The organism is Paraburkholderia sp. BR14320 (assembly GCF_040948665.1).
GTDB classification, from domain to species: Bacteria; Pseudomonadota; Gammaproteobacteria; order Burkholderiales; family Burkholderiaceae; genus Paraburkholderia; species Paraburkholderia youngii.
Window position 1 is genome coordinate 64,937 of the sequence record NZ_JBFPKG010000016.1, and the last position, 20,007, is coordinate 84,943.

At 65.3% G+C, this 20,007-nt stretch carries 21 protein-coding genes and 1 riboswitch; of the genes, 1 reads left to right on the forward strand and 20 read right to left on the reverse strand.

What is annotated here, in order from left to right; all coding sequences use genetic code 11:
• Positions 1-135: 135 nt before the first annotated feature.
• The 20 genes from hisA to AB3X89_RS17240 form a co-directional block, all read right to left on the reverse strand.
• Complete coding sequence (hisA, locus tag AB3X89_RS17145; RefSeq protein ID WP_169500003.1) at positions 136-888, reverse strand: 1-(5-phosphoribosyl)-5-[(5-phosphoribosylamino)methylideneamino]imidazole-4-carboxamide isomerase; 753 nt, start codon at positions 886-888, stop codon at positions 136-138.
• Between the two features lie 181 nt (positions 889-1,069).
• Positions 1,070-1,711 carry an imidazole glycerol phosphate synthase subunit HisH gene (gene hisH / locus AB3X89_RS17150; RefSeq protein ID WP_368584347.1) on the reverse strand — a complete coding sequence of 214 codons (642 nt, stop codon included), beginning with the start codon at positions 1,709-1,711 and terminating at the stop codon, positions 1,070-1,072.
• A 162-nt stretch (positions 1,712-1,873) separates the two neighbouring features.
• Positions 1,874-2,461 (reverse strand): imidazoleglycerol-phosphate dehydratase HisB, encoded by a 588-nt coding sequence (gene hisB / locus AB3X89_RS17155; protein WP_176110143.1) that lies wholly within the window; start codon positions 2,459-2,461, stop codon positions 1,874-1,876.
• A gap of 114 nt (positions 2,462-2,575) precedes the next feature.
• Positions 2,576-3,646, reverse strand: a complete 1,071-nt coding sequence (hisC, locus tag AB3X89_RS17160; protein WP_368584348.1) for a histidinol-phosphate transaminase — start codon at positions 3,644-3,646, stop codon at positions 2,576-2,578.
• Positions 3,647-3,789: 143 nt separating this feature from the next.
• Positions 3,790-5,124 (reverse strand): histidinol dehydrogenase, encoded by a 1,335-nt coding sequence (gene hisD, locus AB3X89_RS17165; RefSeq protein WP_368584349.1) that lies wholly within the window; start codon positions 5,122-5,124, stop codon positions 3,790-3,792.
• Between the two features lie 59 nt (positions 5,125-5,183).
• Entirely contained in the window at positions 5,184-5,885 is a 702-nt protein-coding gene (gene hisG / locus AB3X89_RS17170) for an ATP phosphoribosyltransferase (RefSeq protein WP_176124279.1), read from the reverse strand.
• Positions 5,882-7,144, reverse strand: a complete 1,263-nt coding sequence (gene murA / locus AB3X89_RS17175; RefSeq protein ID WP_176124278.1) for a UDP-N-acetylglucosamine 1-carboxyvinyltransferase — start codon at positions 7,142-7,144, stop codon at positions 5,882-5,884. The genes hisG and murA overlap by 4 nt, the downstream gene beginning before the upstream one ends.
• Positions 7,145-7,255: 111 nt before the next feature.
• On the reverse strand, positions 7,256-7,495 hold the full coding sequence (locus AB3X89_RS17180; protein WP_013090701.1) for a BolA family protein: 240 nt from the start codon (positions 7,493-7,495) through the stop codon (positions 7,256-7,258).
• A 15-nt stretch (positions 7,496-7,510) separates the two neighbouring features.
• Complete coding sequence (locus tag AB3X89_RS17185) at positions 7,511-8,275, reverse strand: ABC transporter permease (protein WP_368584350.1); 765 nt, start codon at positions 8,273-8,275, stop codon at positions 7,511-7,513.
• Positions 8,272-9,204, reverse strand: coding sequence for an ABC transporter ATP-binding protein (locus AB3X89_RS17190; RefSeq protein WP_013090703.1), 933 nt, complete (start codon positions 9,202-9,204; stop codon positions 8,272-8,274). The genes AB3X89_RS17185 and AB3X89_RS17190 overlap by 4 nt, the downstream gene beginning before the upstream one ends.
• A gap of 190 nt (positions 9,205-9,394) precedes the next feature.
• Positions 9,395-9,715, reverse strand: a complete 321-nt coding sequence (locus tag AB3X89_RS17195) for a lipid asymmetry maintenance protein MlaB (RefSeq protein ID WP_368584351.1) — start codon at positions 9,713-9,715, stop codon at positions 9,395-9,397.
• Entirely contained in the window at positions 9,712-10,344 is a 633-nt protein-coding gene (locus AB3X89_RS17200) for a phospholipid-binding protein MlaC (RefSeq protein WP_368584352.1), read from the reverse strand. Before AB3X89_RS17200 ends, AB3X89_RS17195 begins: the two co-directional genes overlap by 4 nt.
• A 114-nt stretch (positions 10,345-10,458) precedes the next feature.
• Positions 10,459-11,523: a VacJ family lipoprotein gene (locus AB3X89_RS17205; protein WP_368584353.1), complete on the reverse strand. Its 1,065-nt coding sequence runs from the start codon at positions 11,521-11,523 to the stop codon at positions 10,459-10,461.
• Positions 11,524-11,534: 11 nt separating this feature from the next.
• On the reverse strand, positions 11,535-12,074 hold the full coding sequence (gene mlaD / locus AB3X89_RS17210) for an outer membrane lipid asymmetry maintenance protein MlaD (protein WP_368584354.1): 540 nt from the start codon (positions 12,072-12,074) through the stop codon (positions 11,535-11,537).
• Between the two features lie 91 nt (positions 12,075-12,165).
• Positions 12,166-12,933, reverse strand: coding sequence for a lipid asymmetry maintenance ABC transporter permease subunit MlaE (gene mlaE, locus AB3X89_RS17215; protein WP_013090708.1), 768 nt, complete (start codon positions 12,931-12,933; stop codon positions 12,166-12,168).
• Positions 12,930-13,751, reverse strand: a complete 822-nt coding sequence (locus AB3X89_RS17220) for an ABC transporter ATP-binding protein (RefSeq protein ID WP_368584355.1) — start codon at positions 13,749-13,751, stop codon at positions 12,930-12,932. Before AB3X89_RS17220 ends, mlaE begins: the two co-directional genes overlap by 4 nt.
• 94 nt (positions 13,752-13,845) lie before the next feature.
• Positions 13,846-14,949, reverse strand: coding sequence for a thiamine phosphate synthase (thiE, locus tag AB3X89_RS17225; protein WP_368584356.1), 1,104 nt, complete (start codon positions 14,947-14,949; stop codon positions 13,846-13,848).
• Positions 14,946-15,761: a thiazole synthase gene (locus tag AB3X89_RS17230; RefSeq protein WP_368584357.1), complete on the reverse strand. Its 816-nt coding sequence runs from the start codon at positions 15,759-15,761 to the stop codon at positions 14,946-14,948. The genes thiE and AB3X89_RS17230 overlap by 4 nt, the downstream gene beginning before the upstream one ends.
• Before the next feature lie 107 nt (positions 15,762-15,868).
• Entirely contained in the window at positions 15,869-16,066 is a 198-nt protein-coding gene (thiS, locus tag AB3X89_RS17235) for a sulfur carrier protein ThiS (RefSeq protein ID WP_368584358.1), read from the reverse strand.
• A 65-nt stretch (positions 16,067-16,131) separates the two neighbouring features.
• Positions 16,132-17,262 carry an FAD-dependent oxidoreductase gene (locus AB3X89_RS17240; RefSeq protein WP_368584359.1) on the reverse strand — a complete coding sequence of 377 codons (1,131 nt, stop codon included), beginning with the start codon at positions 17,260-17,262 and terminating at the stop codon, positions 16,132-16,134.
• Positions 17,263-17,483: 221 nt separating this feature from the next.
• Positions 17,484-17,607: riboswitch (TPP riboswitch) on the reverse strand.
• A gap of 426 nt (positions 17,608-18,033) precedes the next feature.
• Here AB3X89_RS17240 and AB3X89_RS17245 point away from each other — a divergent pair.
• Positions 18,034-19,785 (forward strand): ABC transporter ATP-binding protein/permease, encoded by a 1,752-nt coding sequence (locus AB3X89_RS17245; RefSeq protein ID WP_368584360.1) that lies wholly within the window; start codon positions 18,034-18,036, stop codon positions 19,783-19,785.
• The last annotated feature ends 222 nt before the right edge of the window (positions 19,786-20,007 follow it).

Here is a 20,007-nt window from a genome sequence, read left to right on the forward strand (position 1 = left end):
GGCGAGGTCCCGGTTGCGTGATCGAGTGAAGCGCGCTACCCGGCAAACCGTCGGTCGAGCGAGTGCCGCAAGCCGAAGGTGAGTGCCACGCCGCACACGGCGCAAGCTTCCCGGCAAACGCGGCCGACGCCGCGCTTAAGCGTCGTCCGCTTCGCGCAGCTTGTCCGCGAGCGTCTGCGCGGCCGCGAAGTCGAGGTCGCCCGAATAGATCGCGCGGCCGCAGATCACGCCTTCGATGCCCTCGCCTTCGACTTCGCACAGCGATTCGATGTCCGCGAGGTTCGACAGACCACCGCTCGCGATCACCGGAATCTTGACCGCGCGCGCAAGGCGCACCGTCGCTTCGATGTTGATGCCTTGCAGCATGCCGTCACGGCCGATGTCGGTGTAGATGATCGACTCGCAGCCGTAGTCCTCGAACTTCCGCGCGAGGTCGGCCACTTCGTGACCGGTCAGCTTGCTCCAGCCGTCGGTGGCGACCTTGCCGTCTTTCGCGTCGAGACCGACGATGATGTGGCCGCCGAACGCGGTGCACGCGTCCTGCAGGAAGCCGGGGTTCTTCACCGCCGCGGTGCCGATGATTACGTACGACAAACCGTCGTCCAGATAGCGCTCGATCGTGTTCAGGTCGCGGATGCCACCACCGAGCTGAACCGGAATTTCACCGCCCACTTCATCGATGATCGCCCGGATTGCATCGCCGTTCTTCGGCTTGCCGGCGAACGCGCCATTCAGATCGACGAGATGCAGACGACGCGCGCCGCGGTCGACCCAATGTCGGGCCATTGCCGCCGGTTCCTCGGAGAAAATCGTCGCCTGGTCCATATCGCCCTGTTTGAGGCGTACACACTGACCATCTTTCAGGTCGATGGCGGGAATCAGCAGCATAGCAATCGGGTGTTATCTGGGAGTGGATTGAAGGTCGGCGGCAGCGGCTGGCGGATCAGCCCGCCGCAATACCGTCTCGCTAGTTTAGTACAACTCTTTCGGCGCTCCAGTGGGGCGCCGGTCGGATGCAGGACCGCGGCACCGCGCGACGCACGCGCGGCAACGGGATAAAGAAAGGTGTTCACGGGTTCCAGTGCACGAAGTTGCGATACACGCGCAAACCCGCTTCGGCGCTCTTTTCGGGGTGAAACTGGGTGGCGAAAATGTTATCCCGCGCGACAGCCGAGGTAAAGGGCACGCCGTAGACCGTCTCGCCCGACGTGTGCGCCGGGTTGTCCGGCACCACGTAGTAGCTGTGCACAAAGTAGAAGAACGCGTTGTCGGCGACACCGTCCCACAGCGGATGCGGGTGCGCCTGACGCACGCGGTTCCAGCCCATCTGCGGGACCTTGAAGCGCGAGCCGTCGTCCTGTAGGCGGCCTTCGAGCTCGAAGCGCACCACCTTGCCTGGCAACAGACCCAGCCCCGGCGTGTCGCCCTCGGCGCTCCAGTCGAACAGCATCTGCTCGCCGACGCACACGCCCATCAGCGGCTTGCTGCGCGACGCCTCGACGACCGCTTCCTGCAGACCGGACGCGCCGAGACTGCGCATGCAGTCGGGCATCGCGCCCTGGCCGGGCAGCACCACGCGGTCGGCCGCACGGATCGCTTCCGGACGATCGACGATCGCCACGTCCGCTTCCGGCGCCGCTTGGCGCAGTGCCTGGGCAACCGAGCGCAGGTTGCCCATTCCGTAATCCACAATCGCTATCGAAGTTTTCATTTCAAGTTTGGCCGCTCTGCCCTCGATCCATCGATGCCGCCGCGCGGCGTCGAACGACGTGCCGGCAAATGCGATCCTGCCCGATGAGTCGCGTGAAGGTGAGTGGCCTGGAGACGTTGGGGGCGGTGAAACCCTGTGTTAAAGCCTGCTACGGCCGTTGCGTCAGAGACTGCCCTTGGTCGACGGAATCTGTCCGGCCGCGCGCTCGTCGAGCTCGACGGCCATGCGCAGCGCGCGCCCGAACGCCTTGAACACCGTTTCGAGCTGGTGGTGAGCGTTGATGCCGCGCAGATTGTCGACATGCAGCGTCACGCCGGCATGGTTCACGAAGCCGCGGAAGAATTCGATCGACAGGTCGACGTCGAACGTGCCGATGCGCGCGCGCGTGAACGGCACGTGGAATTCGAGGCCCGGACGGCCGGAAAAATCGATCACGACGCGCGACAGCGCTTCGTCGAGCGGAACGTAGGAATGACCGTAGCGGCGGATGCCCTTGCGATCGCCGATCGCCTTCGCGACGGCCTGGCCGAGCGTGATACCGGTGTCTTCGACCGTGTGGTGGTCGTCGATATGCAGGTCGCCATGCGCTTCAATCTCGAGGTCGAACAGCCCGTGGCGGGCGATCTGGTCGAGCATGTGGTCCAGGAACGGCACACCGGTGGCCAGCTTCTGCTGGCCGGTGCCGTCCAGGTTGATCTTCACACGGATCTGCGTTTCGCTGGTGTTGCGAACGACTTCCGCAAGGCGCATGGCAATTCCTCGAATCTGGCTTAAAAGCGCTAGTAATGTGGGGTGGACGAATGGCGGGCCGCTCAATGCAGCCGTTCAATGCAGCGGCTCAGTGCCGCCGCTCAATGGAGCGGGTTACCGCAACACGAGTTTCAGGCCGGCGAGCAACTGGGCGTTCTCGTTCGGCGAACCGACAGTCAAACGCACACAGTTGTCCAGCAATGGGTGCATTTTACTCACGTTTTTGATCAGAATACGTGCCGTTAGCAGGGTTTCGAACAATACCGACGCATCGGGCACCCGCACGAGCAGGAAGTTGCCCGCGCTGTCGAACACTTCGGCGCCCGGCAGCGCGGCCACCGCCTGCGCGAGCTTCTCGCGTTCGTCGCGCAACTGCGCGGCCTGCGCGTCGAGCACGCCGATGTGGTCGAGCAGGAAACCGGCGGTGGCCTGCGTCAGCACGTTGGTGTTGTACGGCGGGCGCACCTTGTCGAATTCGGTCAGCCACGCGGGCTTGCCGACCAGGTAACCGAGCCGGATCCCGGCGAGGCCCAGCTTCGAAACCGTGCGCATCACGACGACGTTGTCGAACTGGTCGGCGCGCGGCAGCCAGCTCTTCTGCGCGAATGGCTGATACGCCTCGTCGATCACGACGAGACTCTTGCCCGCCGCGGCGATGATGCGCTCAATTCCGGCCTCATCGAACAGCGTGCCGGTCGGGTTGTTCGGATACGCGAGATAGATAAGCGCCGGTGCGTGCTCGGCGATCGCCGCGAGCATCGCGTCGGTATCGAGCGTGAAGTCGGCTTTCAGCGGCACGCCGACGAATTCGAGATGCGCCAGCTTCGCCGACATCTGATACATGACGAAGCCCGGCACCGGTGCGAGCACCTTCGCGCCCGGCTTCGCGCACGCGACCGACATGATGCTGATGATTTCATCGGAGCCATTGCCGAGCAGCACGTCGCAACCCGCCGGCACGCCCATCACTTGACGGATGCGCTCGATCAACTGCTCGGGACGCGGCGCCGGATAACGGTTCAACGCGACGGCCGCCAGACGCTCGCCGAGATGCGCGGCAAGTTCCGACGGCAGCGTAAACGGGTTCTCCATCGCGTCGAGCTTGATGAAGCCGGTTGCGTCCGGAACCGGATAGCTCGTCATTGCGAGCACGTCGCTGCGGATGATGTCTTGAGGTGTCGTCATAGCTTCGGGGCCGGGCCGTGCGAAGACCGCCGGCTCGGCGTCGGTGCAGGGCGTTCGGGTTAGTCTCTGTGGTCGTTATTGAACGGGGCGGGTGGGCGCGATGCATCGCTCGCGCGGCAGTCTCCGCCCTCGCCGCTTCCGCCTCAGCCGCGTTCGTTGTTGTTCAGCCGCATCCGGAATTCGGCGCTGCGTGCGTGCGCTTGCAGACCTTCGCCATATGCGAGTTCGGCGGCGATCTCGCCGAGCGTCTGCGCGCCTTCCGCGCTGACTTCGATCAGGCTCGAACGCTTGAAGAAATCATAAACGCCGAGCGGCGACGAGAACCGCGCGGTACGCGACGTCGGCAGCACGTGGTTCGGGCCCGCGCAGTAGTCGCCGAGGCTCTCGCTCGTGTAGCGGCCAAGGAAGATCGCACCCGCGTGGCGGATTTGCTGCGCCCACTGATGCGGCTCCAGCGCCGAAATTTCGAGGTGCTCCGGCGCGATGTCGTTGGCGATCGCGCAGGCCTCGGCCATGTCGCGCACCTTGATCAGCGCGCCGCGGTTTTCGAGCGACGTGCGGATCACCTCGTGGCGCGGCATCGTGGGCAACAGTTCGTCGATCGCTTCCTGCACACGCGCGATGAACGCGTCGTCCGGGCACAGCAGGATCGACTGCGCGAGTTCGTCGTGCTCGGCCTGCGAGAACAGGTCCATCGCGACCCAGCGCGGATCGGTCGTGCCGTCGCACAGCACGAGGATTTCCGACGGCCCCGCGATCATGTCGATGCCGACCGTGCCGAACACGCGACGCTTCGCCGACGCGACATACGCGTTGCCGGGGCCGCAGATCTTGTCGACCGCGGGAACGGTCTGCGTGCCGTACGCGAGCGCGCCCACCGCCTGCGCGCCGCCGATCGTGAACACGCGATCGACACCGCCGAGCAATGCCGCCGCGAGCACGAGCGGATTCTTCACACCGTCCGGCGTCGGCACGACCATCACGATTTCGCGCACGCCGGCCACTCGCGCCGGAATCGCGTTCATCAGCACCGACGACGGGTACGCCGCCTTGCCACCCGGCACATAGATGCCCGCGCGATCGAGCGGCGTGACCTTCTGACCGAGCACGGTGCCGTCAGCTTCGGTGTACTGCCAGCTATGGCTGCCGCACTCGATCTTCTGCTTCTCGTGATAGCCGCGCACGCGCGCCGCCGCCGCTTCCAGCGACGCACGCTGCTTCGGCTCGAGACTTTCGAGCGCCGCTTCGAGCTCCGCCATCGGCAGTTCGAGCTCGGCCACGCTTTTCGCATCGATGCGGTCGAAGCGGTTCGTGTACTCGAGCACTGCCTCGTCGCCTCGCGCCTTCACGTCGTTCAGAATCTGCGCGACCGCGCGCTCGATGGCTTCGTCTTCGCTCGCCTCGAACGCGAGCACCGCATGCAGCGACTTGTGAAAGTCGGGAGCGGTGGAATCGAGCTTGCGAATCTTGATAGACATACAGGTATCCGTTTCGGTAAGGCGCTGAGTCGCAGCGTGATCAGAGTGCCATCGTTCAGTCAGGCCGCCGGGGCGCCGGTTTTCGACGACGCATTGGCAAACGCGTCGAGAATCGGCCGCAAAGCGGCGCGTTTCAGCTTCAGCGCTGCCTGGTTCACCACGAGGCGCGACGAAATCTGCATGATCTCCTCCACCTCGACCAGATTGTTCGCGCGCAGCGTATTGCCCGAGCTGACCAGGTCGACGATCGCGTCGGCGAGGCCGACCAGCGGCGCGAGTTCCATCGAACCGTACAGTTTGATCAGATCGACGTGCACGCCCTTGGCGGCAAAATGCTCACGCGCGGTTTCAACATACTTGGTCGCAACCCGCAGACGCGCGCCCTGGCGCACTGCGTTCGCATAATCGAAACCCGCCGCGACCGCGACCGACATCCGGCAACGCGCAATGTCCAGGTCGACCGGCTGATACAGACCGCTGCCGCCATGCTCGAGCAGCACGTCCTTGCCGGCCACACCGAAGTCGGCCGCGCCGTACTCGACATAGGTCGGCACGTCGGTCGCGCGCACGATGATCACGCGCAGGTTCGGGTCGGTGGTCGGCAGGATCAGCTTGCGCGAGCTCTCCGGATCTTCGGCGACTTCGATGCCGGCCGCCGCGAGCAGCGGCAGCGTTTCCTCGAAGATACGCCCTTTCGACAACGCGAGCGTGAGCGGCGCGCTCACCGCCGGCGACGACGACGTTTGCGGCATCGAACTCATGCCTGACTCCCGGAAACGCGGCGCACCTTCGCACCGATCGCGTTGAGCTTCGCTTCCATGCGGTCGTAGCCGCGATCGAGGTGATAGATGCGGTCGATCAGCGTTTCACCCTCGGCGCGCAGCGCGGCGATCACGAGACTCGCGGATGCGCGCAGATCGGTGGCCATCACCTTCGCGCCGGACAGTTTCTCGACGCCGGTGACGAGCGCGGTGTTGCCGTCGATCGTGATGCTCGCGCCGAGACGGTTCAGCTCCTGCACGTGCATGAAGCGGTTTTCGAAGATCGTCTCGACGACCTGCGAGGTACCGTCCGCGATCGTGTTGAGCGCCATGAATTGCGCCTGCATGTCGGTCGGGAACGCCGGGTATTCGGAGGTGCGGAAGGTGACGGCGCTCGGGCGCTTGTCCATCCGCACGCGCATCCAGTCGTCGCCTTCCTCGACCGTCACGCCCGCTTCGCGCAGCTTTTCGGTGACGGCTTCGAGCAGCAGCGGACGCATCTTGCGCAGCGTGACGTCGCCGCCTGCCGCCGCGACCGCGCACAGGAAGGTGCCCGCTTCGATGCGGTCCGGAATCACCGTGTGCTTCGCACCGTGCAGCTTGTCGACGCCCTGGATCACGAGGCGATCCGTGCCGATGCCTTCGATCTTCGCGCCCATCGCGACGAGCAGGTGCGCGAGGTCGACCACTTCGGGTTCGCGCGCGGCGTTCTCGATGATCGTTTCGCCTTCCGCGAGCACCGCCGCCATCAGCAGGTTCTCGGTACCGGTCACGGTGATCATGTCGGTGACGATGCGCGCGCCCTTCAGACGCTTCGCGCGCGCTTCGATGAAGCCGTGCTCGATCGTGATCTCGGCGCCCATCGCCTGCAGACCCTTGATGTGCTGGTCGACCGGACGCGCGCCGATCGCGCAGCCGCCTGGCAGCGACACGCGCGCATGACCGAAGCGCGCGACGAGCGGACCGAGCACGAGGATCGACGCGCGCATCGTCTTCACCATCTCGTACGGCGCGACGAGGTTGTCGACCTTCGACGCGTCGAGCGCGACGCGCCCTTCGCCTGCCTCGATACGCACGCCCATCTGGCCGAGCAGCTTGAGCATCGTGCGCACGTCCTGCAGATCGGGCACGTTCTCCAGATGCACCGGATCGGCGGTCAACAGACCCGCGCACAGGATCGGCAATGCCGCGTTCTTCGCACCCGAGACGACAACTTCACCGGAGAGCGGGTAGCCACCTTCAATGATGAGTTTATCCATGCCTGTCGGTTCCTGATCGGCCCGGTTCGCGCCCGGACCTGCTTTGTCTGTGTTCGGCGCGCCGCTAGCTGCGTCGCGCCCTTCGTGAGTAACTCGCACTAAATTTCCAGATTACGCGTTCTGCCATTCGGCGGGCGTCAGCGTCTTCATGCTGAGCGCGTGGATTTCTTCGCGCATGCGCTCGCCGAGCGCCGCATACACGAGTTGGTGACGCTGGATCAGGCGCTTGCCTTCGAAGCTCGGCGAGACGATCGTCGCAAAGAAATGCTGACCGTCGCCTTCGACTTCGAGATGCTCGCACGCGAGTCCAGCTGCAATGTACTGTTTGACCTGTTCGGGAGTCGGCAACATGAGAGAAGCTCCTGGTCAGTGGCGCAGCTTGTAGCCGGTGGCGAGCATGCGCATCGCCACGACAGCCAGCACCACAAAGAAACCGGCGACGATCGCGAGGCTCACCAGCGGGTCGATATCCGACACGCCGAAAAAGCCATAGCGAAAGCCGTCGATCATGTAGAAAAACGGATTGAGCCGCGATACTTCGCGCCACCCGGGCGGCAGCGTATGCGTCGAGTAGAACACGCCCGACAGGAACGTGAGCGGCATAATCAGAAAGTTCTGGAACGCGGCGAGCTGGTCGAACTTCTCGGCCCAGATGCCGGCAATCAGACCCAGCGTGCCGAGGATCGCCGCGCCGAACATCGCGAACACGATGATGTAGAGCGGCGAGGTGAAAGCGAGCGGCACGAACCAGATCGTCACGATGAACACGCCGAAGCCGACGCACAGCCCGCGCGCCACGGCCGCGAGCACGTAGGCCGCGAACATCTCATAGTGCGACAGCGGCGGCAGCAGCACGAACACGAGGTTGCCGGTGATCTTCGATTGAATCAGCGACGAAGAACTATTCGCGAACGCGTTCTGCAGCACGCTCATCATCACGAGACCTGGAATCAGGAAGCTCGTGTATTCGACGCCCGGATAGACCTCGACGTGGCCGCGCAGCGCGTGGCCGAAGATGGTCAGATAAAGGAGCGCGGTGATGACCGGCGCGAGAACGGTCTGGAACGATACCTTCCAGAAACGCAGCAGTTCTTTGTAAAACAGCGTGCTAAATCCACTGTAGCCGCTCATGCGAGCCCCTCGATCACTTCTGGACCGTTCATCACCTGAACGAATACGTCTTCGAGGTCGGCTTTGCGGACCTCGATTTCTTCGAATGTACAACCGGCCGCGCGGCATTGCGCGAGGATACGCTCGACGTCGTCGTAGCTCGTCAGGCGCAGCAGGTGCTGGCGGCCATTGCCGTTGCCCGCGCCGCTTTCCGCCTCGAGTGGACGCAGATCGGCGGGCAGCACGCCGTGCGCGAAGCGCACGAACAGCTGCATGCCGGCGAAGCGCTGCAGCAGCGTGCTGGTGCGATCGAGCGCAACGACCTCACCACGGCGCAGCATCGCGATGCGGTCGCACAGCGATTCGGCTTCTTCCAGGTAGTGCGTGGTCAGCACGATCGTGTGGCCTTCACGATTCAGGCGCGAGATGAACTTCCACAGCGTCTGGCGCAGCTCGACGTCGACGCCCGCGGTCGGCTCGTCGAGCACGATCACCGGCGGACGGTGCACGAGCGCCTGCGCGACCAGCACGCGGCGCTTCATGCCGCCCGACAGCGCGCGCATGTTCGCATCGGCTTTTTCGGTGAGATCGAGATTGGCCATGATCTCGTCGATCCATGCGTCGTTGTTGCGCAGACCGTAGTAGCCCGACTGGATGCGCAAGGTTTCGCGCACCGTGAAGAACGGATCGAACACGAGTTCCTGCGGCACCACGCCGAGCGCGCGGCGCGCATTGCGGAAATCGTCGACGACGTCGTGACCGCGCACCGCGATGCTGCCTTCGTCGGCGCGGGCGAGACCCGCGAGTATGCTGATGAGCGTCGTCTTGCCCGCGCCGTTCGGACCGAGCAGTCCGAAGAACTCGCCTTCTTCGACCGTGAGGCTGACGCCCTTGAGCGCCTGCAAGTCCTTGTAGCGCTTCTTGACGTTACGAATTTCTATGGCTGACATGACTATGGGCCGCGCGCGTCGCGGCGCCTGAAGTAGCCCCGATGGAGCTTGGGGACGTGCAAATGCTGGAAGAAACGGAACCGGGGCCGATTAGGGGGCCAGTTCAACGCCCCAAAAAAACGTTTGATTATAGGGCAAAAACTGAGACCCCCGGCCTGGCCGGAAGGGGGGAGACGACGCTAGAGGAGCGTCAATGTCGCGCTGACGCAACCATGCTGGAGGCGACAGGAGAGAGAAGCGTATCGACGCCGTAGGCCTGCGCGAGACTGGCGAGACCAGCCGGCAGATTGACGATTTCGAACTTGCCGCCACGCGCCGCCGCGGCCCGCACCCACGCGAGCAGGACGGCGAGCGCCGACGAATCGAATTGCTTGAGCGGCGCGCAATCGACGCCGCGCGCGCCCGCCGCAATGCGTTGCAGACCCGCCGCGAGCGCGGCCTTCGCGCTCTCGTGGGTCAGCGTCGCGCCGCTGTCGAAGCGGTTCGCGACCTGGTTCAGCACGTCGCTCACGACTGCTTGCCCGCGGCGAGTTGCTGATTGCGCTGCGTGAGGAACTGGATCAGTCCGTCCACGCCCTTCTGCTGGATCTGCTCGTTGAACTGCTGCTGATACGCCTGGATCAGCCACGCGCCGAGCACGTTGAGGTCATACACGCGCCAGCCTTGCGCCGTCTTGTACAGACGGTAGTCGAGTTCGATCGGTTGGCCATTGTTCATCACGACCGAGCGCACCACGGTGTCGGTGTCGTCCGGGTTCATGCGGAACGGCTTGAACTGGATCTGCTGGTCGCGCACCTGCGCGAGCGCGCCCGAGTACGTGCGGATCAGCAGCATCTTGAACTGCTCGACCACCTGGTTTTGCTGCTCGGGCGTCGCGGTGCGCCAGTTGCGGCCCATCGCGAGCTGGGTGGTGCGGCGGAAGTCCGTGTACGGCAAGATCTTTTCGTTGACGAGCGCCGTGATGTGGGTGATGTCGCCCTGCTGGATCGACTTGTCGCCGCGAATCGCGTCCATCACCTGTTGGGTGACGGTTTTGATCAGCACCTCGGGGGAGTTGGTGTCGACGGTTTGCGCCGATGCGCCCGCGCTGATGAATGAAAACAACACGGCAAACAACGGAATCAGGAAGAATTTTTTCATATCGAGCTTTGCCTCAAAAATAGTGCAACAGTTTGAACGGACCTTATCACGCGAGTTCGACGGCAATCCATGCGCAAACTGCGAGAGTCGTATCGATCTGTTACGGCTGCACGTTCAATGCAATCTGAACGACGGGAAGTTGAAGCGCGTGGGCGGCACCAGTTGACCGGCCGGAATCTGCGTTTCAGGGCCGCCTTTCAGGTCTAGCGGTGGGGTTTCGGTGCCCGACGCAGCCTCCGGCGCCGACGCGCCCTGCGGTGCCGATGCGCCTTGCGGTGTTGCCACGGCCGCGCCGGATGCGGGAGCCGCCTTTGCCGGAGCACCCTGCGTGCCCGCGGCAGCGCCCGCCGCACCGGTTGCAGCGCCGGCCGGCGCACCTGCCGCCCCCGCGGCCGCGCCCGTCTCGCCTTCCTCGTACTTCGGCAGCGGCGCTTCCTCTTCATAGCTCGGCAGGTCCTGCGGACGCCGGCGGTTATCCGAGAGCAGATACTGGCGGCGCTGCAGATACGCATTGCGCACGAACGAGTATTTGTCGAGCGCCGCGCCTTCCAGCAGGTTGCTCGCGCCGAGCAGGTTCGCGCGCGTATTGACGATGTTCAAGCCCCACAAGGCCCAGCTCAGGCCCGGCGGATCGATGTAGCTGATCGGGTTCACGTAGTAGTTGCCGAGCGAGCCGAATGCGTCGCGCACCGTGCTCGGCCCGAACAGCGGCAGCACGAGGTAAGGGCCCGCCGGCACGCCGTAGTGGCCAAGCGTCAGACCGAGGTCGTTGTCGTGCTTGGGCAGCTTCGCGAGCGTCGCGACGTCGAACAGGCCGCCGACGCCGAACAACGTGTTGATCACGATCCGCATGATGTCCGACACGCCGTCCGCGATGCGCAACTGCAGCAGATTGTTCGCCGCGATATAGATGTCGCCGATGTTCGAGAAGAAGTTCGTCACGCTGTCGCGCACCGGCTGCGGCGTGACAAACACATAGCCCTGCGCGACCGGCTTGATCGCGTACTGGTCGACCTTGTCGTTGATGGTGAAGATCGTGCGGTTCAGCCCTTCAAACGGGTCGCCCTTGGTCGGCGTCTGCACGGTCGTGCAACCGGCGAGTAGCGCAGCCGCCATGGCGACCTTGCCGAACTGTAGGACGCGCGCGCCGCTGCGCGGGGTCTGCAGTTTCGTCTGCATCGTTGTTCTCCTTATTGGCCTGACTGGCCGGCAGCGCCGGAGGCCGGCGCTCCCGGCGCCGGTGTGGGGGCGGATGCAGCGGGCTTCGCTGCGCCGGAATCCGCGGCCTTGCTATACAGGAACTGGCCGATCAGGTTTTCCAGCACGATCGCCGATTGCGTCATCGTGATGGTATCGCCCGCCTTCAGCATTTCCGAGTCGCCGCCCGGCTCGAGCCCGATGTACTGCTCGCCGAGCAGACCCGAGGTCAGGATCTTCGCCGAAGTGTCTCTCGGAAACTCGAATTGCTTGTCGATATCGATCGTGACAAGCGCCTGGTAGGTGTTGCTATCGAAGCCGATCGACGCGACCCGGCCGACCGTCACGCCAGCGCTCTTTACCGGCGCGCGCGGCTTCAGCCCGCCGATGTTGTCGAACTTGAGCTTGACCGGGTAGGTTGCCTGGAACGACAGCGAGCTCATATTGCCGGCCTTCAGCGCAAGAAACAGCAACGCCACAAAACCCAGCACCACGAACAGGCCGACCCAGAAGTCGAGAACATTCTTTTTCATCGTCATCCCAAAGTGAATCCACCGCGCCGCCGCCACTTCCCGCCGTGCGCGGCACATCGTGCGCCGCCGGAAGCCGGCACGCTGCGCGGCCTTAGCTGAACATCAGTGCGGTCAACAGGAAGTCGAGCCCGAGCACCGCGAGCGACGCGTACACGACCGTGCGGGTCGTCGCGCGCGACACGCCTTCCGGCGTCGGCTTCGCCTCGTAGCCCTGAAACAGCGCGACGAAGGTCACCGCGAGACCGAACACCACGCTCTTGACGACCCCGGCGCCGACATCGCGCCACACGTCGACGCCACTTTGCATCTGCGACCAGAACGCGCCGGCATCGACGCCGATCAGCAGCACGCCGACCACGTAACCGCCCAGCACACCGACCGCACTGAAGATCGCCGCGAGGATCGGCATCGAGATGATGCCCGCCCACAGGCGCGGCGCGATCACGACTTTGACCGGATCGACGGCCATCATTTCCATCGCGGTTAGCTGCTCGCCCGCCTTCATCAGGCCAATTTCGGCGGTCAGCGACGTGCCCGCGCGCCCGGCGAACAGCAGCGCGGTCACGACCGGCCCGAGCTCGCGCACCAGCGACAGCGCGACCAGCAGCCCGAGCGCCTGCTCGGAGCCATAACGGTTCAGCGTGTAATAGCCCTGCAGCCCGAGCACGAAGCCGACGAACAGCCCGGACACCGCAATGATCACGAGCGAATAATTACCGACGAAGTGGATCTGCTTCGTGACAAGACGCGGGCGGCGCAGCAGCGGGAAAATTTCGAGCACGAGGCGCAGGAAGAAGCGCGTCGCGTAGCCGGCGGTGCCGAGCCCGGTGATGACCGAGCGACCGATCGTACTGATCATGACTGGCCTCCGCCGATGCCGAAATCCGCCGCGAGCGGCGTCTGCGCCGGATAGTGGAATCGGAACGGGCCGTCCGGCGCGCCGTCGATGAACTGGCGCACGGTCGGGTCGGTCGACGCGCGCAGCTCGTCCGGCGTGCCTTCGGCGAGCACGCCGCCGTTGGACAGGAAATACACGTAATCGGCGATCGCGAACGATTCCGGCACGTCGTGCGTGACGAGAATCGACGTCGCGCCAAGCGCCTGGTTCAGCGTGCGGATCAGGTTCGCGGTGATGCCGAGCGAGATCGGGTCGAGGCCGGCGAACGGCTCGTCGTACATCATCAGTTCGGGGTCGAGTGCGATCGCGCGCGCGAGCGCCACGCGCCGCGCCATGCCGCCCGAAATCTCCGACGGCAGCAAATCGCGAGCGCCGCGCAGGCCGACCGCGTTGAGCTTCATCAGCACGAGGTCGCGCAGCAGGTCTTCGGGGAGATCGGTGTGTTCGCGCAGCGAGAAGGCGACGTTTTCGAACACCGACATGTCGGTGAACAGCGCGCCGAACTGGAACAGCATGCCCATCTTGCGGCGCAGCGCGTAAAGGCCTTCGCGCGTCTGCCCGCCGATGTCCTGGCCATGGAACAGCACCTGGCCGCGTTGCGCGCGCACGAGGCCGCCGATCAGCCGCAGCACCGTGGTCTTGCCGCAACCCGAGCCGCCCATGACCGCGACGACCTGACCGCGACGAAAGCGCAGATTCAGATTCGACAGGACGAGCCGGTCGCCGTAACCGAAGTCGACGTCGCGCAGCTCGAGTATGGTCTCGGGGGAGGAAGGCACCAAACTGACAGTCCTTTTACACGGAAGGCCGAATTATAGGGCCATCATGCAAAAGCTGCCTTGAGGTGCCCCGTTCCTTGACTATGCCTGACGATTATTGCGTAAACGTGTGTTGCAGCGCCGAAACAGCGGCGGCCGGGTCGGCCGCTTCGGTGACCGCGCGCACCACCGCCGCGCAGCCGACGCCAGTCGCGAGCACCTCCGGCAGCACCTGCAGATCGATCCCGCCGATCGCGACGAGCGGCACCACGCCGTCGAGCAGCCGCACATAGCGCGCGAGGCGCCGCAAGCCCTGCGGTGCGGTCGGCATGACCTTGGTCGTGGTCGGGAATACGGCGCCCAATGCAATGTAGCTCGGACGAAAATGCAGCGCCTTCAGCATCTCGTAGAAGCCGTGCGTGGACAGGCCCAGGCGAATGCCCACGTCGGCCAGCGCGGACAGATTCGCGGTATGCACGTCTTCCTGACCAAGGTGAACGCCGTACGCGCCCGCCTCGAGCGCGGCCTGCCAGTGGTCGTTGATGAACACCTGCGCGTCGTGCGCGCGGCCGGCGGCCACACAGCGGGCGATCTCGCGCTTCAGTTCGTCGGCGGGTTCGGCCGACTTGCGGCGCAACTGCACCGTCTTCACGCCGTAGCCGACTACCCGTTCGACCCAGTCCGCGGTCGGCAGCACCGGATACAGACCGAGCTTGTCCGGGCAGCGCGGGAACGCCCTGGCGGGTGCCGGCGGCAGGCCGGTCAGGCGCGGGAAGCGGCCGGGGTCGGACGGGAAAGCGTCGTCGGCGCGGGTCTCGTCGCCGTCGCGCCACGCGAGCGCGAGCACCAGTGCGTCGTGCGGATCGAAACCGCAGTCGAGGAACGCGGCCAGCGCGGGAATCCAGTCTTCCGCCAGATGACCTTCGAGGCCGTACTTCTCACCGCCCAGATGCAGCGTCGCGCGGTTTTCCGCGGCGACGATCACGCCCGCGCCCCGCGTCAGCCAGCGCGCGATCTGCTCGCCGTGCTGCTGCGCGTCGGCGATCACGATCAGGTCGCCACCGTTCGGTTCGTCCGGCGCGGTCAGGCAGATGCGCCACGGCGCGTGGGTCGGCGGCCAGTCGCCGAGCCGCGCGCGGATGCGCTCGGCGGCTTCGATGAGTTCGTCGGCCGTCGGCCAGAACAGATCGCGGTCTTTCAGCGTCAATGACTGCGTCATGCCGCACCTCCATCCTGATGCCAGAACGGCATGCCGACCACCGGCGTGCTCGCGTGCGCACTCTCGCGCTCGGCCATCGGGCCCGCGAGGTACGCCTGCCGGCCCGCCGCGACGCCCAGCGCGAACGCGCGCGCCATTGCGTCGGGGTGCGTCGCCTGCGACACCGCCGTGTTCAGCAGCACGCCGTCGAAACCCCACTCCATCACCTGGGCCGCGTGCGACGGCACGCCGAGCCCGGCATCGACGATCAGCGGCACGTCCGGCAGCCGTTCGCGCAACACGCGCAGCCCGTACGGATTGATCACGCCCTTGCCGGTGCCGATCGGCGCGCCCCACGGCATCAGCGCCTCGCAGCCAGCATCGAGCAGACGGCGGCCGATCACCAGATCTTCGGTGCAGTACGGCAGCACCTTGAAGCCATCCTTGACGAGCCGCGCGGCGGCTTCGATCAGGCCGACCGGGTCGGGCTGCAGCGTGTAGTCGTCGCCGATCAGTTCGAGCTTGATCCACTCGGTCTCGAAGATTTCGCGCGCCATATGCGCAGTGGTCACCGCTTCACCCACGGTCAGGCAGCCCGCCGTATTGGGCAGCAACGGCACGCCGTGGCGCTTGAGCAGATCGAAGAAGCCGGCTTCCGCGTTGCCCTCGTTCATCTGACGGCGCAGCGCGACGGTCACCATGCCGGGGCGCGCGGCGTCGATCGAATCGGACAGCGATTGCAGCGACGGGTAGCGCGACGTGCCGAGCAGCACGCGGCTTGCGAAAGTTTGACCGTATAGCGTCAGCGCGTCGGCGCTCTGGTGAGAAGTCATTTGCATCATCCTGGTTTGCCGTCGCGGCTAGAACCGACCGCGTGACGGCAATGGGTTTTCGGCGACGGTTGCTGCGTTCGGTAAGCGGCAGGCTGGCGCGAGCGCGCTCAGCCGCCCGCGACCGGCTGCACGACGTCGAGCCGGTCGCCCGTTTGCAACGCGCGCGCCGCATGCTGCGCACGCGCGACGAAATCACCGTTGAGCGCGACCGCGAACGGCGGACGCGCGCCAAACGCGGTGAGCGCATCGGCGACGGTCGAGCCTTCGGGCAACGACAACGGCTTCTGATTGATATGAATGTCCATGGTGTTCGAATACGGTTCAATCGATGGCGCAAGCGGCATCGCGCGCGGCACGTTGGCCGCCACGCTCAGGCCGGCTCGCGCGCGAAATGCTGTTGGAACAGCTCGCTCCAGCGCGCCTCGCGCCGCCAGCCGGCAAATGCGTCGGCGTCCCCTACGCGGCCGTCGAGCAGCGCGCTCGCGAAACGTACAGCTTCGTCGGCGACTTCCGGCGCGATCATAAAGCCGTGCCGATACAGGCCGTTCACGCGCAGCGTGCGCGCGCCGTCCCACAGCAGCGCGGGACGGTGATCGGGCAAGGTCGGCCGGCACTGCGAATTCAGCTCGAGGATGCGCGCCTCGCCGAAGCCCGGATGTACCGAGAACGCCGCACTCAGCAATTCGAGCGCCGAACGCACGCTGACGGGCGACATGTCCTCGCCCTCCACCTCGGTCGCGCCGATCACGTAGAGGCCGTTCTGCTTCGGCGCGATATACAGCGGGTAGCGCGGATGCAGCAGCCGCACCGGGCGAGTCAGCTGCAGGTGCGGTGCATGCACGCGCGCAACTTCACCGCGGATGCCGCGCAGCGTCGGTAGCACGGGCTTCGCGCCGAGCCCGCGGCAATCGATCGTGATGCCGGCGTCAGGCAGCGACGCGTCGTCGATCGGCGTGTTCCAGTGCGTGTCGACGCCGCGCTCGGCAAGCCCCGCGGCGAGCGCGGACAGCACCTGGCGATTGTCGAGTTGCCCCTCGCGCGGCAGCAGCCAGCCCTGATTGAAGCGGCCGGCCAACGCGGGTTCGGCGGCGCCGAGCTGCGCGCCCGAAAGCGCGACGAAGCCGCCATCGAGCAACTCGGCCGGCGCGTTCGCGCGCACGCGGCGCTCGAACAGCGGCGCCTCCGTGCGATCCGCGTGATGCCAGACGACGAGCGTGCCGTTGCGCTGGAAAAACACCGGCTCCGGCAGTTCGGCGAGCACGCGCGGCCAGCTTTCGAGCGAACTCACGCCGAGCCGCGTGATCAGCAGCTCGGCGCTGGCGGCTTCTGCCAGCGGCGCGAGCATCGCCGCGGCGACCCACGCGGCAGCCTGCGACCCGGCGGCATTGCCGCGCTCATAGAGCGCTACGCGATGGCCGTCGCCCGCGAGGCGCCACGCGACCAGCCGGCCGCACAAACCGCCGCCGAGCACCGCGAAATCAGGTCGAGCGGAACGGTTCATCGCGCGCTCTCCGTTTGATTGCGGCGGGCAAAACCAAAGCGGCACGGCACGCCGGAAGCGGCGTGACCAAGAGAAAGATGCATGTCTGAAGAATAGGCGGTCATCGAGTCCTTTCCGTACGGCCAAAAACGCACGTACCCAGGACGAAACCGGCGGGTGAAGCCGGCCGGTCACGGCGTGTGCAGGTGAGCTGCGCTCGCCGCCCGGCGGGGAATGGAAGACGGTTGCTTCCGGAAACTTCCCGCGCCGGTATTACCCGGATCGGGTGCAAAGGGTCTCTCTCAGCCTCGCCGCCCCGGCATGAAAATCATGCCGCCTGTGGGCGAAGCACCCCTGTTTCGTCGCAGGTCATTAGACCATAAAAGGCGCGGCGCCCGCAAACCAGCGGTCCGCCGTCGCTGCCGCGATTTTGATCTGGCACCGTCTACCGAGATGTCGATGCGAAGCGGCCCGGCGGTCTGGCACAATGCCGTGACCGGTGCCGAAAAAACGCGGCGCGCGGCACTCGTGGCCGCATGCGTGGCGGCGGAATCACGGCGGACGCCGGCCCCGAAAAATTAATTTTCGCTTAAGGGCGTCACGCCAGAATCGGGCGCCCGTCCGGACTCGCGTTCATCGCGATGGCGCGATGCCCGGCCAGGTACCGCAGACCCGCCGCAGTCACGGCCTCGCAAAGGGCCGGCTGTTAACGGGATCGCCCGACATGGGTAACCAGATCGGACCCGTACGCCGCCGGAATGCACTTCGGGTCAGCACTTCATCAGGACGCTCATGACACCACATACTTCCGCCAGCCCCGCGCTGCCGTCCGACGAAAAGGTCTCCGCCTGGAGCCTGATCAAGCCTTACTGGGTTTCCGAGGAACGAGGCATCGCATGGGCGCTGCTCGTCGCGATCATCGTGATGAACCTGATCGTCGTCTGGATCAACGTGCGCCTGAACCGCTGGAGCGCAGACTTCTACAACGCGCTGCAACAGAAGAACGTCCACGACTTCCCGCATCTGTTGATGATTTTTACCGGACTCGCGTTCGGCTTCATCATCCTCGCCGTGTATGGACGCTATCTGCGCCAGATGCTCGGATTCCGCTGGCGCCAGTGGCTGACCACCCGCTACCTGAACGAGTGGCTCAACGACAGCGCGTTCTACCGCATCGAGCGTGACCGCCTCGCCGACAACCCGGACCAGCGGATCAGCGACGACCTGCAGTCGTTCGCGACCACCACGCTGTCGCTGACGCTCGATCTGCTGTCGACCGTCGTCACGCTGGTGTCGTTCATCACGATCCTGTGGACGCTCGCGGGCGCGCTGAGTATTTCGCTCGGCGGCATGCCGCTGCATATCCCCGGCTATATGGTTTGGGCCGCCGCGCTGTATGCGGTGGTCGGTTCGCTGGTCATGCAGAAGGTCGGTCATCCGCTCGTGTCGATCAACTATCAGGCGCAGAAGGTCGAGGCGGATTTCCGTTTCGGTCTGATCCGGCTGCGTGAGAACGCCGAGCAGATCGCGTTCTACAACGGCATGGAAACCGAGAAGACGAACGCGCGCACGCTGTTCGGCCGCATCCGCGACAACTGGTGGCAGGTGATGAAGTACACGAAGCGCCTGACCTTCGTGCTGAGCTTCTATGGCCAGATCGCGATCATTTTCCCGATCGTCGTCGCCGCGCCGCGCTACTTCGCGGGCGCGTTCACGTTCGGCGTGCTGATGCAGATTTCGAGCGCGTTCGGCACCGTCAGTGATTCGTTCTCGTGGTTCATCAACAGTTATACGAGCCTCGTCGAATGGCGCGCGACCGTGAACCGGCTGCGCGAATTCAAGCGCGTCGTGCATGCGCCGCGTCTGAAGGAATCGGTGTCGCCGGCCACGGAACACGGCGGCATCAACCTGCATTTCGTCGACAGCAACACGCTCACCACCGACAGCCTCACGCTCGCGCTGCCCAATGGCAACCCGCTGTCGCGCATCCGCGATATCGCGATCCGGCCGGGCTCGCGCTGGCTCGTGCGCGGTCCGTCGGGCGCCGGCAAGAGCACGCTGATGCGCGCGCTCGCGGGCCTGTGGCCGTTCGGCGACGGTTCGATCGACGCGCCGGTCAATGCCCGCATGATGTTCATCCCGCAGGTCAGCTACATGCCGATCGGCACGCTGAAGGCGGCGCTCGCGTATCCATCGGCGGCGGACACCTATGGCGACGACGAATGCCGCGACGCGCTCATCACCTGCCATCTGTCGGAATACGCGGACCGTCTGCAGGAAACGGGGCACTGGACCCGCGTGCTGTCGCCGGGTGAGCAGCAGCGCTTCGCCGCCGCGCGCGTGCTGCTGCACAAGCCTGACTACCTGTTCCTCGACGAGGCGACCAGCGCGCTCGACGCGGAAAACGAGGCGCGGCTCTATCGACTGTTCACCGAGCGGCTGCCGAAGGCGGCGATCGTCAGCGTCGCGCATCGCGAATCGCTTGCTGCGTTCCATGACGAAACGCTCGACGTCGAGCGTTCGGCCGAAGCGATAGCGGCGTAAGCGACGCGCGCGGCGCTCAGGTCAAAAAAGCGCACGACGCCGCTCCGCGCGTCGTGCGAAACATCCGGAAAGACACGAGAAGAGTTCGGAAGCATTTGCGAAGCGCACAAGCTGTTCCGCGCTTTGAAAATGCCTGCGAGCAGCGACCATAGTCGTACGGGCCGCGCCATGCGTCGGCCTTCGTTGACGTCAGTCACGTCTTTGATCGCAACCGCTCTCCGG